The following is a 16,704-nucleotide window of genomic DNA, read 5'->3' as shown; positions in this document are numbered from 1 at the left end:
TGCAGGTACTGCAGGTATAGTTTAGCCTTATTTCAGATATACCCTGAAAACAGAACCTTTGTCCAGCTCACTCTGGAACTCTATTTTACCGTCGCAATTTTCTACTATTCTCTTAACGATGGCAAGCCCTACGCCTGTGCCTTCTACATGCGCGTGCAGTCGCTTAAACATATCGAATACCTTCTCCTGGTCTTCTTTTTTAACTCCCAGTCCGTTATCCTGCACAGTCAGCAACGTATAATCTCCTGCTGAAGCAGATGTTATCCTGACCTCCGGTTTACGCTCCGGTGAAGAATACTTAATAGAATTTGAAATAAGATTGTAGATAATGCTGCGCAGGTTCTTCCTGGAGAAAACTATGTCTGGCACCTGCGAGAAATCATCCAGAATAATGGCATCGTATCGCTGAATCAGATCTTTGATATTCAGTTTTACATCTTCCAGTATCTCTTTCAGGTTTATACTTTCCTCGCCTGCCTCTTCCTCATGCTTTACTTTGGCAATCTCTGTCAGGTCCAGGAGTGTGTTCTTAAACCTGGTGATAGAGCCATCTATCATTTCCATGATCGGCGCCACACCCTCCAGTTCTGTGCCATTTTCATGCAATGTTTCGTTCAGCGCTTTTACCAGGCCCTCTATGTTATTTATAGGGGCTTTTAAGTCGTGTGAGGCAGTGTATACAAAGTTATCAAGGTCTTTATTTACCTTGGTGAGCTCTTTTGTACGTTCGTTCACACGCTCTTCCAGTTGCTGGTTTATTTCCAGGGTGGCTTTGTTTACGCGCTCCAGTTCTTTTTTCTGCAGGTAAAACTTTACAAACGTGGATACCTTGGCTTTTGTAACGTAAGGGTGCAACGGCTTAAACAGAAAATCTACGGCACCTGCCTCAAAGCCTTCAATTACATGCGCATCCTGCTCGTTTATAGCTGTCACGAAAATAATAGGTATATCCCGTGTTTTGGAAATATCGCGCAGGTAGCGGGCTACTTCATAACCGTTCATGCCGGGCATTTGTACATCCAGCAAAATAAGGGCAAGCTCTTCCTGTAAAGCAACTTTTAAAGCCTCTTCACCGGAGTTGGCAAAAATGTAGCTTATATGCTCATCTTCTTTTGCAAGTAAACTCTCCAGGCTAACAAGGTTTTCTACCTTATCATCCACTAACAGGATCTTGACCGGTTGCACGGCACTATCTAAAACTGCAGGAGTAAGATGCTGATCAGCTAACATGTAAAGAAAGTAAAAATGCTTGTATACTAGTTAAATTCATGATACTACAACCAGGTATAAGGTCGATGGCTGCCTGTGGCATGGTGTCTACTTCAGCTTCTTCAGGATTTTGCACGATGGCTTTGCCCTGTTTTTCAAAGATATACTTTAATCCTGAACTTCCGTCTTTACTGGCACCACTAAGTAAGATTCCGATTACCTGGTCTCCAAACACGTCGGCTGCGCTTGTAAAGGTCACATCTATAGATGGTCTGGAGTAATTTTCCAGTTCTGAGTCGTCTAAAGCAAATGTATAATCATTCTCTATAAGTACGTGATAATTGGTCGGCGCTAAATATACATACCCGCTGTTTATACTTTCCTTCTCCTCTATCTCTACAGCACGCAGCTTTATTTTCTTTTGGTATACCTGCTGCAGGTTTCCTTCATTATTGCGGAGCTGGTGCAATACCAACACAATCGGGATACTATAGTCCGGTGGCAACTGCTGCAGTATCTGCAACGATGCCTGTATTCCGCCCCAGGAACCACCTATCACAATTAATTTCGGAGATGCAGTCATCAGTTCTGTTTCCGGTAGATCCGGTTGTTCTTATCAACTGCCATATAATTGCCACTGATTCCGGACATAGACAGCGTTTCCTTTTTACCCAGGCCTAGGTACCCAAGACTCACTAAGCTTTCATCAAACAGGTTAAATACCCGCTCCTGCAGCTCGCGTCCAAAGTATATCAGCACGTTGCGGCACAGGATCAGGTGAAATTCATTGAAAGAAGAATCGGTAGCCAGGTTATGTGGGTAAAATACCACATTCTTCACCAGCGAGGAGTTGAATTTTACGCTACCATAGTTGCTTGTATAATAACTTGAAAATTCCTGTTTACCACCCGCAGCATAATAGGCTGCCGTGTAAGCCGGCATATGTTTAGCCGAAAATATACCTTCTTTTGCTTGTTTCAGCACTTTCTGGTTAATATCGGTGGCGTAGATCTTTGTTCTTTCGAGCAGGCCTTCTTCCTTCAGAAGTATAGCCAGCGAAAATAACTCTTCGCCGGTAGAGCAGCCGGCATCCCAGATCTTAATAAACGGATACGTAGAAAGTATAGGCAGCACATGCTGGCGCAGCGACAGGAAAAAAGACGGGTCACGGAACATCTCAGTCACGTTCACGGTCACTTCCTGCAGAAAATTCTCAAAAAAGAAACTATCGGCAAATAGTGGGGCGCGTAGTTCCTGCAAGCTGTTCAGGTGTTTATGTGCCAGAAAACGCTTGATCCTTCTGTACACAGATGCCCGCGCATACCCATTGAAATCATACCCGTACTGGAGATGAATATCCTTTAGCAGCGATTCTACATCCTGTTCAAAAAGTATCTCGCTGCTATGCTTCATATAACCACACCCGCATTAAAGTCAGCAACTTATCGGTATCTACTGGTTTAGGTATGTAATCGGATGCACCTGCTTCCAGGCATTTCTCCTTGTCTTCTTTCATGGCTTTTGCAGTGAGCGCGATTATCGGGAGCTGCTTAAAACGAGAAATCTGCCTAATTCGTTTTGTAGCTTCTATCCCGTCCATTTCAGGCATCATCACGTCCATCAGTACCATATCTATACCTGTTTCGCTCTGTAGTTTCTGCAGCGCTTCTTTTCCATCGTAAGCTACTACTACTTCCATGCCGTGCATTTCCAGCAGGCTGCTCAGCGAGTAAATATTGCGCACATCATCATCCACTACCAGTACCTTTTTATCCTTCAGTATTTCCTCCGGCACGTGCAGCTTCATTTTAAAGTCGCTGCCGGCTGGCAGTTTCTGATTTACCTTGTGCAGGAAAAGCTGTACTTCATCCAGCAGGCGCAGGTAAGAATACTCGTTCTTGATGATGATCGTATTAGCAAACTCTTTCAGGGAAGTCTCCTCTTCTTCGCTCAGGTCTTTACCAGAGTAAATGATGATCGGAATATCAGCCAGACCGGTAGTAGATTTGATCTTCTTCATCCAGTCGTAGCCTTTCATGCCTGGCAGGTTAAGGTCAAGTATAATGCAGTCTACTTTCTGCTTGGCCAATACTTGCTCTGCTTCCTCGGCTGTGTAAGCTGATGTAGATTTCAGGCCATGAGCCAACAACAGTTCTGCTACCGCATGGTTCTCTACCTCGTTGTCTTCCACTATCAGGATGTTCTCGATTGATGCTCCTGAAGCGCCCGAAATGGTAGTGAAAGCCTTGTTCAGCATCTCCAGGGTTACCGGTTTCGGCAGGTACTCTTCGTTACCTTCGTATTCGCCTATCACCTCTTTATCATACGCCGACATAACGTGCACATTGGTATGGCGAAGAGCCTTATCCTCCCGTATCTGTTTCAGCACATCCCAACCACTCATATCCGGTAACTGGATATCGAGCAGCATGGCATCCGGCTTTTGTTCAGTGGCCATGCGTAAGCCGTCTGTACCGGTATAGGCCTGGTGTACTCTAAAGTTTTTGGCGGCAGCAAAGTCTGCCAGAATATCGCTGAAGCCCTTATCATCCTCCACGATCAGTACCGAGATATCTTTTTTATCATGCTTATCCTTCTTCTCCATTTTGTCGAAGACGTGGCTCATGGATTCTGCCCTGCTGAAAGAAGAAGCATTCTGAGTAACTTTTACTGTTTCCTTTTTCCTGGCTTCTACTGTCTGTAGCACTCGTGGTAAGTATAGCGTAAAGGTGCTTCCCTTGCCTGGTTCGCTTTCCAGCATAACTTCGCCACCCAGCAGGGTTGCCAGCTCCTTGCTTATAGTTAAGCCCAGGCCTGTTCCGCCATACTTGCGGGTAGTAGAAGTATCTGCCTGCTGAAACGCTTCAAATACCACATCCTGTTTTTCTTTCGGGATACCTATACCTGTGTCGCGTACTGCAAAGGCAACTATATCTGCCTGCTCCCGGAGTTGCTCGGATTTAAAGCGTGGCCGCTGTTTTACTTCATACACTGCCAGTTCTACTTCGCCGCCTTCGTTTGTAAACTTAATGGCATTGCCAATAAAATTCTTAAGTACCTGCTCCAGCCTGAAACGATCTGTAACTATAGTATTGAAACTTCCTGGGGTATATTTCTCAGTAAAGCGTATCTTCTTTTTGGCAGCCACTTCCCGGAACATTGGCTCCATTCTCAGGTCTTCCAGTTTCAGTTCATCGGTTTCGAGTTTTACCATACCAGATTCTATCTTCGACAGGTCCAGTATCTCGTTTATAAGCTTCAGCAGGTCATTGCCCGAGCGGTGTATGATCTGGGCATGATCGATCTGTTTTGTAGACAGCGTATTCTCCACATTATCGGCCAGCAACCTGGAAAGTATAAGTATACTGTTAAGCGGCGTGCGCAGCTCGTGGCTCATGTTTGCCAGGAAATCACTCTTATACTTGCTAACTGTTTCTACCTGCTGTATCTTCAGTTCAATAGCAGCGCGGGCATCTTCCAGGGCTTTGTTCTTACCACTCAATGCTTCGTACTGCTCTTCCAGCAACTGGGCTTTCTCTTCCAGCTCAGTATTTTTTTCCTGTAGTTCTTCCTGGTTTACACGCAATTCTTCTTCAGATGCCTTTAGCTCCGCGTTTAACTGGCGAAGCTCTTCCTGCTGAGTTTCGAGCTCTTCGGCCTGGTTCTGTGTTTCGTATAAAAGCTCCTGTGTTTGCAGGTGCGCCTTCAGGGTATGCATTACCACCGAAATACGCTCAGAAACAGCATCGAAGAAACGTTGTTGCAAAAGGGTGTATTGCTGGCGCGAACAAAGCTCAATAGCCCCAACTATAGTTTTACCGAAGTATAAAGGAAGAATAATAACAGAGGCCGGATCAATTTCAGAAAGCCCGGTTTTAATTTTCAGGTAATCTTCTGATACATCTTCCAGTACAATAATGCCCTTTTCGCTTACAGCCTGCCCTACCTTACCTGTACCTACTGCAAACGATGGCAACTGTTCCAGGCTATACGGCACACCATAACTGGCAGCTGGCTCCAGTTTACCGGCATCGTTGTGCAAGTATATTATACCTGCTTCAGAGCTGGTATAATGGCACAGGAAAGAGATCGCTTTTTCTGCCACTTTATTCAGAGTGGTTTCGCTGCTCACCTGGCTGTTAAATTCTGCAACCCCTGTTAATACCCAGTTACGGTTTGCATTCTCGGTTGTAAAGGTCTGCAGGTTATCCTTCATGTCCTTGATGGCATGGCTCAGCACATCATGTTCGCTTTGGGCAGTTATATCCACATCATAGCGACCCTCGCCTATTGCCTGTGCCACCTCCGACAAAGCAACAGTTTTATGCACTACGCCCCTGAAGGAAGAAGCCACACTGCCAATTTCGTCTTTGCTGTAAATATCTATGTCAACATCTGTAGCACCTAACTTAATACGGTCTGCCGCGGACTTTAACTTCGATAACGAAACGGAGATCATGTTAATGATATAAGCAGAAAGTATTGTTGTCAGCACAAGTATGGCAGCTATAAATACCATCAGCAGCACCATGTTCTGCTGTTTCTGATTGCTCTCTTCCTGTACCTGTGCTCTAATCCTATCGATAAGGCGCAACTCCCCTTTTCTGTAATCTTCTATACTTTGAGTAAAAACATTGAACGTAGTTGTTGTGGAATAAGCAGAAAGATCGAGCCGCGGGTTTGATTCAATGGCCTGTAAAATGGCAGCTACCTGCTTATAGTTATCTGAAGTTGTAACCTCCCGGATATCCTGTATTGTTTCTTCGTTGGCAAACCTGTTAAAGTCTTTGAGCGCCTCGTTATAGAAATTTATCTGTGATTTAATCTGCCCGTAATTCTCATAGGTAAAGGCTTTATCCTGTATTACCATCATCAGCAGGCTTCTTATCCTGCCTAACTGAATTTTTGCATCTGCCAGGTTCCGGAAGCTTTCCAGCTGGGTTGAGATCTCAGCATTACTTACACCTGTTGCACTGGCATCCATCCTATCCAGGAAAGTAAAAATAAGATCAGATGAATACGTTCTGAAATTCTGTACATTAAGCTTGTTCTGATCCAGATCGTTTCGGTATTTTTTTAATTCATTCAGTAACACCAGGTCCGGGAACTGACGTCCGGAACTTATCAGAAAGTCCTTCAGATCTTGCTCAGCTTTGTCTGTTATACTTCGCAGGCTCCGGGCTTCCAATAAAAAAGATTCGTTGCCCATGGCAGCAGCCATTATGCGGGCACGCTCCTTTTGCAAGGCATGCACAAGATCAGATATCCTTTCAGCTTCCTCTAAATGAACTACTTCCTGTTTCAGTTTATTATTTTCATCAATCTCAGATTTGATGGTTGTAATTACAAAATAGATCAGCGGGATAAGTAAAAGTGAGAGAAGAAGAATAAGCTTATCTCTGATCTTTAAATTCTTGATTATGTTCATCTAATGTTTTTAAGTGCCTGGGTAGATGTAATAGAAGCGCAAATTATAAAAAACGCATTCAAATCTTCTTAATTAAGTACTGATCAACTATAAAACAGAAAAAGTTTTATGGATATAAACTATAAAAGCCCCGCTAACAGATCGCAAGGCTTCAGCTTTGTAAAACTATAGTTGTGATATTTATAGTTTATAGTTATAGACGGGTAGTCTGATCTGATAAACTACTAAACTCAGGTGCTACGGGTGAGAGCAGGCAGATTTAGCTTAACATTTCTAGGTTGATCTTGCCAACATACAGTTCCAGTGCTTTTTTGCTCTGATACCCTCTAACCAGCGCTGTAACGTTAGTTTGTGGGTTAAACCATACTTCAGCCAGGAAGTTGCCAAGATCAAACAGTTCGATGCGATACCCTCTTCTGCCGCGATAAGCCAGGAAAGTACCATGTTCCCAGACTATCTCGAATCGTGCTGCTGTAGAATATGTATTGAATTGGGTGAGATCCATAGAGACATATACGAGAAACTAAAAAAAAGGAAACGACAGGTGCCTGCCGGTTTTATGGGTAAACCCGTTACATAAACGGGTAAATAGCAGACACACTTCTGTATAACGTATAACCACCTGATAGTATTACGCTTAAATATGATTTTGGAAGCAGATTAAACTAACATTTGCCTGGCAGCGCGTATAACCATTGATTTTATAGTATCTTGTGTTATTAATTAAGATTCAGTGTTTACACTTACCACAAAACAACTAGTTAACATCCTATGGGAAACAATATAATTGCCACCGGAACCAAAACCGGACTAATGGCTTTACTGGCCCTTGCAAGCTGTACTTCCACAACAACGCAGCAATCGCAAACACCTACTGCCGTAGAACAAAAGCAGGCTGAAACCAATCCGCTGCTGACAGAATGGACCGGGCCGTATGGTGGCGTACCTGCCTTCGACAAAATGAACCTGGCAGACCTGAAGCCTGCTATGGAAAGAGGAATGGAGTTACAGTTAGCTGAGATAGAAGCTATAGCCAATAACCCTGCTCCCGCTACTTTCGAGAATACTATAGAAGCGATGGAGCGGGCTGGTGAAGAACTGAACAGAGCCTTTACATATTATGGTATTTGGAGCAGCAACGTATCTACACCAGAGTTCAGAAAGATACAGGAAGAGTTGGCCCCTAAAATTTCTGAATTCAGCTCTAAAATATCTCAGAACGAGAAGCTGTTCCAGCGTATCAAAACAGTTTATGAGAACGCTCAGAAGAACCCGTTACCAGCCGACCAGCAGCGTGTGGTACAACTGGTATATGAGAACTTCGCCATGGAAGGTGCTGACCTGAGCCCCGAAGCAAAGAAACGCTATGCTGAGATCAACAAAGAGCTTTCGTCGCTTTATACTGCATTCGGGAACAACGTGCTGGCCGACGAAGAGAACTATGTAACGTACCTGACCAAAGACCAGCTGAAAGGCTTACCCGAAGATTTTGTGAAGGCCGCAGCCAAAGCTGCCGAAGATCGTGGCAAAGCTGGTATGTACGCTGTTACAAACACCCGCTCCAGCATGGACCAGTTCCTTACCTATTCGGATGAGCGTGCCCTGCGTGAGAAAGTATGGAACACCTACTACTCGCGTGGCGATAACGGTGACGACAAAGACAATAATGCCATCATTGCCAAAATCCTGAAACTGCGCAACGAGCGTGTGAAGCTGATGGGTTACGACAACTATGCTGAGTGGCGCTTACAAAACCGTATGGCGAAGAACCCTGAAAATGCTATGGCTTTAATGAATGCTGTCTGGCCAGCTGCCATAGCCCGCGTAAAAGAAGAAGTAGCCGATATGCAGAAAGTAGCAAACGCTACCAGCAAAACCAAGATAACAATACAGCCCTGGGATTACCGCTACTACGCCGAGAAAGTGCGCAAACAGAAGTATGACCTGAACTCTGATGAAGTAAAGCAATACCTGGAACTGAGCAACCTGACACAGGCTATGTTCTTTACAGCAGGCGAGCTGTTTAACTTTAAATTCACGCCTGTAGAGGAAGGCAAGGTTCCTGTATTTCATGAGGATGTGAAAGTATGGGAAGTAACCGATAAAACTACTGGTGAGCATATTGGCTTATGGTACCTTGATCCATTTGCACGCCAAGGTAAGCGTTCTGGTGCGTGGGCTACTACCTACCGCGCGCATACTACCTTCGATGGTAAGAAAACGGTACTGGCATCTAATAACTCTAACTTCGTGAAGCCTGCGCCGGGTGAGCCTGTTCTGGTTTCATGGGATGATGCGACTACGTTCTTCCATGAATTTGGCCATGCGTTGCATTTCCTGGCTGCTAATGTAAAGTACCCGACCCTGAACAGCGGCGTGAGAGACTATACCGAGTTCCAGTCGCAGTTGCTGGAGCGCTGGTTATCTACAGATAAGGTGATCAACCAGTTCCTGAAGCATCATGAAACAGGCAAGCCGATGCCTGCCGATCTGGTAGCTAAGATCAAGAAAGCATCTACCTTTAACCAGGGTTTTGAAACAACAGAATACTTGGCTTCTGCCATCATGGATATGAAACTTCACCTGGCAGACCCGAATGGCTTAGACCCTGATAAGTTTGAGCGCGAAACCCTGGCTGCCATGAACATGCCGAAGGAAGTAGTAATGCGCCACCGTACACCACACTTCGGACACGTATTCTCCGGCGAAGGATATGCAACCGGTTACTATGGTTACCTGTGGGCCGACGTACTTACTTCTGATGCTGCTGAAGCTTTTGAAGAAGCGCCGGGCGGATTCTACGATAAAGAAGTAGCTGCCAAGCTGGTGAAGTACCTGTTTGCGCCGCGCAACGCCATGGACCCAGCTGAAGCTTACAGACTGTTCCGTGGCCGTGATGCCAAGATTGATGCCCTGATGCGTGACCGTGGTTTCCCGGTGCCATCTGGCAGCTCTAAATCAGGTAGCTCAAATAAGTAATTTTTATAGTTAGCTTAAAATAAAAGGTCCTGCAGGTATTACCTGCAGGACCTTTTATTTTATAAGCCTTATTTCCTATACTTAAGACCGTATCCAGTGCATGGCGGTCTGGTAATCGGTAAACACTTCGTGCTCCGTTGTGCCGTGCCGCTGATAGTTATTTTGTGCCGTTTGGGTAAAATCAGTCTGGTTAGCAAGGGCATTGTAGTTATACTCCGGAACATAAACCGCTATCTTCCGGATTCCTGAATCTGCCACTATCTCCGTCCATTCGTTTGCTACCCAATTTCTTTCCTCTGATGTAATTATGTATATTTCTTCATCATCAATTAGCCAATTCTTTACTTCATTATCCTTGCAGAATTGGTACGCCCACAAAAAGATCTCTTTTCGCTCTTCAAAATCAATCTGTCTTTTCCATTTGATCAGAATGCAGGAATCGGACTGACAGTTAATAATCGAGACAAAGTCATTTTGCAGCACTTCTTCTGTAACCGACTCAGGATGAAATGGTAGTTCCATGCCACATTAATTAGTATAAATTTATCTACAAATATAGGACATGATTGATAACTTATACTACATCCTATCTTCTACAATCGTTTTAAAAAATTGAATTACAGGAAGTGAGCTAAATTTTCATGTAAGCTGCTCCAGATACACTAAATTTGCTGAGATTTTATTTAACCTATACTATTTATGTCGCTTACCCGTATCTGCAAACACTTTAACGACCTTACTAACGCCGAACTATACGACCTGCTCCGGTTGCGAAGCGAAGTATTTGTGGTAGAACAAAACTGTGTTTTCCTGGACTTGGATGACAAAGACCAGCAATGCTACCACGTGTTGTTTTACGATGGGCAGACTTTAGTAGCATCTTCGCGATTGGTACCACCGGGTTTAAGCTATACTGAAATGTCGATTGGTAGAATTGTTACCAGTATGGCTGTGCGGGGTACAGGTGTAGGCAAGCAGTTGGTAGATTTCTCGATTGAAGAGTGCCGGAAGCTTTTCGGGGATGGGCCAATTAAAATAGGTGCACAGTTATACGCCAAAAAGTTTTATGAAAGCTTTGGGTTTGTGCAGAGCAGCGATGTGTACGACGAAGATGGCATTGACCATATTAAAATGATATTGGTCTGACTATAATTTTATAGTTGGAGCTACCGGTGGTTTACCCTAACAACGACTGCTGCGTAAACTTACATCACTAAACTACTTTATTATGGATGTAAAGATCGTACACGAAGAAAAATATCAGCAGTTTACTGTTACCTTAGAAGACGACGAAGAAGCGGAACTGGCTTACGCAAAACCTTCAGAGAAAGAAATAGACTTTACACACACCTATGTACCCGAATCGGCCCGCGGCAAAGGAATCGCTCAGCAACTGATTGAAGAAGGTTTATGCTTTGCCCGCGATAACGGGTTTACTGTGATAGCTACCTGCCCGGTTGTTGCTAAGTATATCGCCCGTAACAAACAACACCAGGACCTACTCAAATAACTTTTTGTTACTTTATAGCAAATAGTCTATATTTCACTAGTTTAGTGCAAAGGCTATACCTATGAAAACAAAGTTATACTTACTACTCTCACTCTTGCTTATACTTTCCGGCTGCGCTCAAGAAACAGATGATTTTATAAGCAAACACTGCCCCGGCTCCTGCACCGTAATTACCGGTAAACTTACCACCGATGGCCGAAACAAACCATTGGCAGGCGTAAAACTGGATGTAATCTGGGATGAAAGCAATATGTTAGGAGGTGAGACACGCCGCAAAGCTGTGACCACTACCGATACAAACGGAAACTATATACTAAGTTTTCTGCTGCGCGATGACGAGTTACAGGATTCGAACACTCCGGGAATTATAAAAGTGAATGCGCACATCAACGAGACTAAGTTTTTATCGGAACCAGGTAGCACAACTATACTTACAGCATACGAACTGGGTCGCGACACTACCATTTCGCTTAACTATAATCTGCCCCAGAAAGCAATAATAAAAGTGCAGGCACAGAACACAGCAGTCATGCAGACAGGAGACTACATGTATACCTGCTTTATATTTGACATAGGTGAGTCGGCAGAGGACCAGAATTGTATGCAAACACTGTATTGGAGTAAAACTACTCCTGAAGATCAATCTGAAGTTGCTGCAAACCAGCAGGTCATTATCCGGACTGAGAAGCGGAAAGCCGGCACCGAAACCGTAACCGAAGATACCGTTACCGTGCCTCCAGGCCAGGTTTATACTTACCAGGTTACCTTCTAGCACTACCTAAATGAAGAAATCTATACTTGGTTTGCTGCTTGTACTTTGTGCCTTTACCACAATCGCACAACCTGATTCGTTAACTCATTCTTCACGAATAAGTATATCATTTGGTGGTGCTTTTCCGGTTGGCGACTTTAGCAGTTCTGATTTCGAAGATACTTTTACTCCGTTTGCCTTGTCCGGGCCGTTAGCACAGATAAGTTACTTACATGATATTAAACCCTACCTAGCTGCTGGCGCCACACTTGGCCTACGCCGCAACGCAATGGATTTAGATGAATTTGCAAGTGATACAGATGAACTGGTGATTAGCAAAAACAGTGAATCATGGCAATCGGTATTTACGCTGGCAGATCTACAATTTAACTTTTCCACCCTCACCCGAAATCTTTATTTAAAAGGTTCTGTCGGAGCTGCGTTTAATCGCTCGGCCTCTCTGCAGGTTGAAACACCCTACGGAACTATAAATCATGCTCCGGATACCAATACTTCTTTTGCTTATGGCGCGAGTGCCGGTACCTTGATTAACCTTAATCAGTTTTCGTTGGGTTTAGAATCAGGTATACTAAGTACCAGGCCAACATTTAAGCTTACAGATGCACAAGGTAATGCAGCAAAGTATAAGCTATCAATGACAACGATAAATCTAGTGGCATTTGCCTCTTATCACTTTTAAATCGCTGGTTTACAAGTATAACTTACTCCGCCTGCTCCACCTTATGTCCGCCAAACTCGTTGCGTAACGCTGCCACCACTTTTCCTGAGAACGTATCTGCTTCATAAGAGCGATAACGCATCAGCACAGAAAGGGCAATTACCGGTGTTGGTACCTGCATATCCAGCGCAGTCTCTAAGGTCCATTTTCCTTCGCCAGACGAATGCATAATGCCTTTTATAGTTGACAGATCCGGGTCTTTGCTGAAAGCGTTCTCTACCAGTTCCATCAGCCAGCTGCGTACCACCGAGCCATGGTTCCAGACGCGAGCCACTTCTTTATAGTCTAGCCCGAAATCACTTTTATAAAGTACTTCAAAGCCTTCGGCAATGGCCTGCATCATTCCATATTCCACACCGTTGTGCACCATCTTCACAAAATGCCCGCTCCCCGATTTTCCTGTGTACAGATAGCCTTTCTCTACTGAAATATCTTTGAATATCTGCTCTACATAGGTAAAAGCATCGGGGTCGCCGCCCACCATGGTGCAGGCTCCGTTTCGTGCGCCGCTCAATCCGCCGCTGGTGCCGCAGTCCAGTAAATGAATCTGCTGCGTTTTTAGCTTGTCTGCCCGAACTATAGTTTGTTTAAAGTTAGAGTTACCGCCGTCAATAATAATGTCGTTGGGTTTCAGGAGAGGCAAAAGCTCAGATATTACAGCATCTACAGGGTCACCGGCGGGCACCATTATCCAGACAGCCTTTCGTCCAGATAGTTTCTGCGCGACTTCGGGTATGGTATAAGCGGGAGTTATGCCTTCGGTAGCAGCTCTGTCTATAGTTTCACGGGTAATGTCGAAGGCTACTACTTCGTGCTGGTGGTCGCGGAGATTCAGGGCCAGGTTGTAGCCCATTTTACCTAACCCGATCAGTCCTATCTGCATACTCTTTCAGTTTAATTTCAATATAAATCTTACTTGCATTGCGGTGCTATGGTTCGTTTCTAAGATCATCCAACTGGCTGAAAGTATCTTTTAGCTTGGTATAGAGTTCTTCGAAAATCTTATAGTTCTTCTGATAGCGCTGGTGGTTTTCAGGGTTGGGTGTATAGGTTTTGGTGATAGTTACCAGTTTGGCAGCATCTTCCAGCTTGTCAATTTTGCCTAGAGCATATAGGCCAACTATAGCCGCGCCAAAAGCAGAGCTCTCGTACGTTTCCGTCAGGTGCACTTCCTTATTAAAAACATCGGCCAGTAGTTGTACCCATAGTGCTGACCTGGAGAAACCGCCATTTGCATATACTTTACTGACCGCCCCTGCAACCTGCTCCAGCGCTTTTGCCACACTATAAATGTTGAATGTGATGCCTTCCAGTAGCGCCCGTACAAAGTGAGCGCGTGTATGTCCAAATCGCATCCCTACAAAACAGGCGCTGGCGCTGGCATCCCAGACAGGCGCGCGCTCACCAAACAGGTAAGGCAAAAACAGCAAACCATTGGCTCCGGCAGGCACAGTAGCAGCATCGTTGCAGAGCAGCGCATAAGGGTCTTCGTTATGATTTTTGGCAGTTGCCGTTTCTGAACTGTAAAAAGTATCCCGGAACCATTGCAGCACCACTCCCCCATTATTTACAGCTCCGCCCAGCACATAATGCTCCGGGGTAAGGATGTAGCTAAAAATGCGTTGCTGCCTGTCGGTAGCTGGTTGTCTGGCCATAACACGCACTGCCCCGCTTGTACCGATCGTAATGGTAAGGTGGCCATCATCCATAGCGTTTGCCCCTAAATTTGCCAGGCAGCCATCGTTTGCACCAACTATAAAAGGTGTGTTTTCAGGCAGATGGAGTTGCTCCTCATAGTTTGGTTTTAAGTTATAGTTGCAGTAAGTGGCAGGTACCGGTTTGGATAGTTGTTGTGGTGAGATTCCGGCAATTTGCAGCGCAGGGTTATGCCAGGTAAGGTGGAAAATATTGAACAGCCCAGTGGCAGATGCAACCGAATGATCAACTATAAACTCCCCAAACAGCTTGTGCCACACATATTCCTTTATGCCTATAAATCGGGCTGCTTTGGCAAACAAATCCGGTTGCTGTTCACGCAGCCAGATCAGCTTCGGCAACACCGACATCGGGTGGATGGGTGTGCCGGTGTGCAGGTAAATATCATAGCCGGTTTCGGTTTGTTTCAGCTTTTCTGCCTGCAGGTTGCTTCGCGTATCGGCCCAGATAATGCAGTTGGTAAGCAGGTTATCCGCAGCATCCAGCACAATCAAACTATGCATCGCGCTACTGAAGCTAACACCCAGTAAACTATAATTTGCCTGCCTGATTTTCTCAACTATAACCTGAAGCGTTTGTAACACGGCTTTAAAAACCTGCTCCGGGTCTTGTTCAGCATAACCAGGCTGCGAACTATAGATCGGGTACTCTACGGCATACTGAAACAGCAACTTTCCATCCACGCCAAAAGCCACTGCCTTGGTGCTGGTCGTACCAATATCAACCCCGATTATAGTTTCCTGCTGCATGTAAACCTGTCTGTTAAGCATTGTCTACGCAGCTATACCTATAAGTTATACTTTACTTTTCTACTGGCTCCTGAAAAATATTTTATAGTTTGCTTTACTTTTTATTTTTATCATCGTAATATTACGATAAGAAAGAAACATTAATGGGAACAACTAAAACAGAGGCCTTTACAGAAGCAGATTTAACACTGGCAACTTATGCAAAAGCGCTGGCGCACCCGGCACGCGTGGCTATACTTCGCATTTTGCTGGAGCGCAGTTTGTGCATCTGCGGCGACATAGTGGAGGAGCTTCCGCTATCGCAATCCACAGTGTCGCAGCACTTAAAAGAACTGAAAGAAGCCGGGCTGATAAAAGGTGACATTGACGGTAAAAAAGTATGTTACTGTATCGATGAAAAAGCCTGGAAACATGCCCAGTTACTGATGCAGCAAATGTTTGCCAGCTACACCTCGTGCGGCACTAACTGCTGCTAAAATTTTTTGGAATAATTGATCGTAAAATACCGATAAAACTTAATTTTGAAGACTATGAACAATGCAGAAGAATTAAAGAAAATAGTAAAGGACAAGTACAGCGAAATTGCGCTGCAGAGCAAGGAACAGAACGAAGCCTCCTGTTGTGGCGCCACCGGCTGCTGCACCGTAGACTACGCCATTTTTGCCGACAACTATACCGAACTGGAAGGCTACAACCCTGATGCCGATTTAGGTTTAGGTTGCGGCGTACCAACTGAGTTTGCCCAGATAAAAAAAGGCGATGTGGTGCTGGATCTTGGTTCCGGAGCCGGCAACGACTGCTTTGTAGCCCGCGCTATAGTTGGCGACACCGGCAAAGTGATTGGCGTGGACATGACCGATGCCATGATCGCCAAAGCCCGCGACAATGCCGAAAAGCTGAACTTTAACAACGTAGAGTTCCGCCAGGGCGAAATTGAAGACCTGCCGTTGGCTGCCAACCGGGTAGATGTGGTGATCAGCAACTGCGTACTGAACCTGGTACCTGATAAACAGAAAGCCTTCGCCGAAACGTACCGTGTGCTGAAGCCTGGCGGCCACTTCAGTATTTCGGATGTGGTGCTGGTTGGTGATCTGCCTGCCGGTTTGGTGAACGATGCCGAGATGTATGCCGGTTGTGTATCGGGCGCTATCCAAAAAGATGCTTACCTAGACATTATCCGCAAAGCCGGTTTTGCCAACGTAACCGTGCAGAAAGAAAAAGCCATACAGTTACCGGATGAGATCCTTAAAGATTACCTGGACGAAGCTGGCATTAAAGCATTCCGTGAGAGTAACACCGGTATTTTCAGCATCACCGTTTACGGCGACAAACCTGCTGAAGCTGCCTGCTGCGCACCCGGTGCCGGTTGCTGCTAGATTTTTTCTCAGCAAAAGTGTCATCCCCCTACCCCCTTCAAAGGGGGACTTTACCACAAGTATAATTCCCCTCCTCGGAGGGTTGGGGTGGGTTAATAGCAGATGCTTAATCTCTCTTCCACTTAGATCCTTTTAGGATGACAAAATGGATAAGTAGTAACTCAAAGTCTCCCTTTGAAGGGGCTAGGGGGATGACACTTTTGCTAATATAAACATATAACCGACTGGGCCAGAGGCCCAACCATAG

General features: G+C 45.1%; 15 protein-coding genes. 7 read left to right on the top strand and 8 right to left on the bottom strand.

The window, feature by feature from the left end:
- Nucleotides 1-27: 27 nt before the first annotated feature.
- The 5 genes from MJ612_RS00700 to MJ612_RS00680 form a co-directional block, all read right to left on the bottom strand.
- Nucleotides 28-1,230 carry a sensor histidine kinase gene (locus tag MJ612_RS00700; RefSeq protein ID WP_187028502.1) on the bottom strand — a complete coding sequence of 401 codons (1,203 nt, stop codon included), beginning with the start codon at nt 1,228-1,230 and terminating at the stop codon, nt 28-30.
- Complete coding sequence (locus MJ612_RS00695) at nt 1,220-1,792, bottom strand: chemotaxis protein CheB (protein WP_187028500.1); 573 nt, start codon at nt 1,790-1,792, stop codon at nt 1,220-1,222. The genes MJ612_RS00700 and MJ612_RS00695 overlap by 11 nt, the downstream gene beginning before the upstream one ends.
- Nucleotides 1,792-2,622: a CheR family methyltransferase gene (locus tag MJ612_RS00690; RefSeq protein WP_187028498.1), complete on the bottom strand. Its 831-nt coding sequence runs from the start codon at nt 2,620-2,622 to the stop codon at nt 1,792-1,794. Before MJ612_RS00690 ends, MJ612_RS00695 begins: the two co-directional genes overlap by 1 nt.
- The gene (locus MJ612_RS00685; protein WP_187028496.1) at nt 2,612-6,637 is read right to left on the bottom strand and encodes a response regulator; all 4,026 of its coding nucleotides are present in this window, start codon (nt 6,635-6,637) and stop codon (nt 2,612-2,614) included. The genes MJ612_RS00690 and MJ612_RS00685 overlap by 11 nt, the downstream gene beginning before the upstream one ends.
- A gap of 259 nt (nt 6,638-6,896) precedes the next feature.
- Entirely contained in the window at nt 6,897-7,142 is a 246-nt protein-coding gene (locus MJ612_RS00680; RefSeq protein WP_187028494.1) for a hypothetical protein, read from the bottom strand.
- 266 nt (nt 7,143-7,408) lie between these two features.
- Here MJ612_RS00680 and MJ612_RS00675 point away from each other — a divergent pair, with 266 nt between their 5' ends.
- Complete coding sequence (locus tag MJ612_RS00675; protein ID WP_187028492.1) at nt 7,409-9,616, top strand: M3 family metallopeptidase; 2,208 nt, start codon at nt 7,409-7,411, stop codon at nt 9,614-9,616.
- Between the two features lie 81 nt (nt 9,617-9,697).
- On the opposite strand, the gene MJ612_RS00670 is transcribed toward MJ612_RS00675, so the two are convergent.
- Complete coding sequence (locus MJ612_RS00670; RefSeq protein WP_187028490.1) at nt 9,698-10,138, bottom strand: hypothetical protein; 441 nt, start codon at nt 10,136-10,138, stop codon at nt 9,698-9,700.
- Nucleotides 10,139-10,315: 177 nt separating this feature from the next.
- Between MJ612_RS00670 and MJ612_RS00665 the strand changes: the two genes are divergently transcribed.
- The 4 genes from MJ612_RS00665 to MJ612_RS00650 all read left to right on the top strand — a co-directional run bounded on the left by MJ612_RS00665 (nt 10,316) and on the right by MJ612_RS00650 (nt 12,577).
- Nucleotides 10,316-10,762, top strand: coding sequence for a GNAT family N-acetyltransferase (locus MJ612_RS00665; RefSeq protein ID WP_187028489.1), 447 nt, complete (start codon nt 10,316-10,318; stop codon nt 10,760-10,762).
- An 82-nt stretch (nt 10,763-10,844) separates the two neighbouring features.
- Nucleotides 10,845-11,126, top strand: coding sequence for a GNAT family N-acetyltransferase (locus tag MJ612_RS00660; protein WP_187028487.1), 282 nt, complete (start codon nt 10,845-10,847; stop codon nt 11,124-11,126).
- A gap of 61 nt (nt 11,127-11,187) precedes the next feature.
- Nucleotides 11,188-11,898 carry a hypothetical protein gene (locus tag MJ612_RS00655; RefSeq protein WP_187028485.1) on the top strand — a complete coding sequence of 237 codons (711 nt, stop codon included), beginning with the start codon at nt 11,188-11,190 and terminating at the stop codon, nt 11,896-11,898.
- 10 nt (nt 11,899-11,908) lie between these two features.
- Complete coding sequence (locus MJ612_RS00650; protein ID WP_187028483.1) at nt 11,909-12,577, top strand: hypothetical protein; 669 nt, start codon at nt 11,909-11,911, stop codon at nt 12,575-12,577.
- A 22-nt stretch (nt 12,578-12,599) separates the two neighbouring features.
- Here the strand turns inward: MJ612_RS00650 and gnd are convergent, their stop codons facing one another.
- Both gnd and MJ612_RS00640 read right to left on the bottom strand, forming a co-directional pair.
- Entirely contained in the window at nt 12,600-13,499 is a 900-nt protein-coding gene (gene gnd / locus MJ612_RS00645) for a phosphogluconate dehydrogenase (NAD(+)-dependent, decarboxylating) (RefSeq protein ID WP_187028481.1), read from the bottom strand.
- A gap of 46 nt (nt 13,500-13,545) precedes the next feature.
- The gene (locus MJ612_RS00640) at nt 13,546-15,102 is read right to left on the bottom strand and encodes a gluconokinase (protein WP_250418999.1); all 1,557 of its coding nucleotides are present in this window, start codon (nt 15,100-15,102) and stop codon (nt 13,546-13,548) included.
- Between the two features lie 122 nt (nt 15,103-15,224).
- Between MJ612_RS00640 and MJ612_RS00635 the strand changes: the two genes are divergently transcribed.
- Complete coding sequence (locus MJ612_RS00635) at nt 15,225-15,557, top strand: ArsR/SmtB family transcription factor (protein WP_187028479.1); 333 nt, start codon at nt 15,225-15,227, stop codon at nt 15,555-15,557.
- Between the two features lie 54 nt (nt 15,558-15,611).
- On the top strand, nt 15,612-16,457 hold the full coding sequence (locus MJ612_RS00630; RefSeq protein ID WP_187028477.1) for an arsenite methyltransferase: 846 nt from the start codon (nt 15,612-15,614) through the stop codon (nt 16,455-16,457).
- The last annotated feature ends 247 nt before the right edge of the window (nt 16,458-16,704 follow it).

The organism is Pontibacter deserti (genome assembly GCF_023630255.1).
GTDB lineage: Bacteria > Bacteroidota > Bacteroidia > Cytophagales > Hymenobacteraceae > Pontibacter > Pontibacter deserti.
The sequence above is the reverse complement of the archived record's forward strand: the minus strand, read 5'-3'. Positions and strand labels throughout refer to the sequence as shown.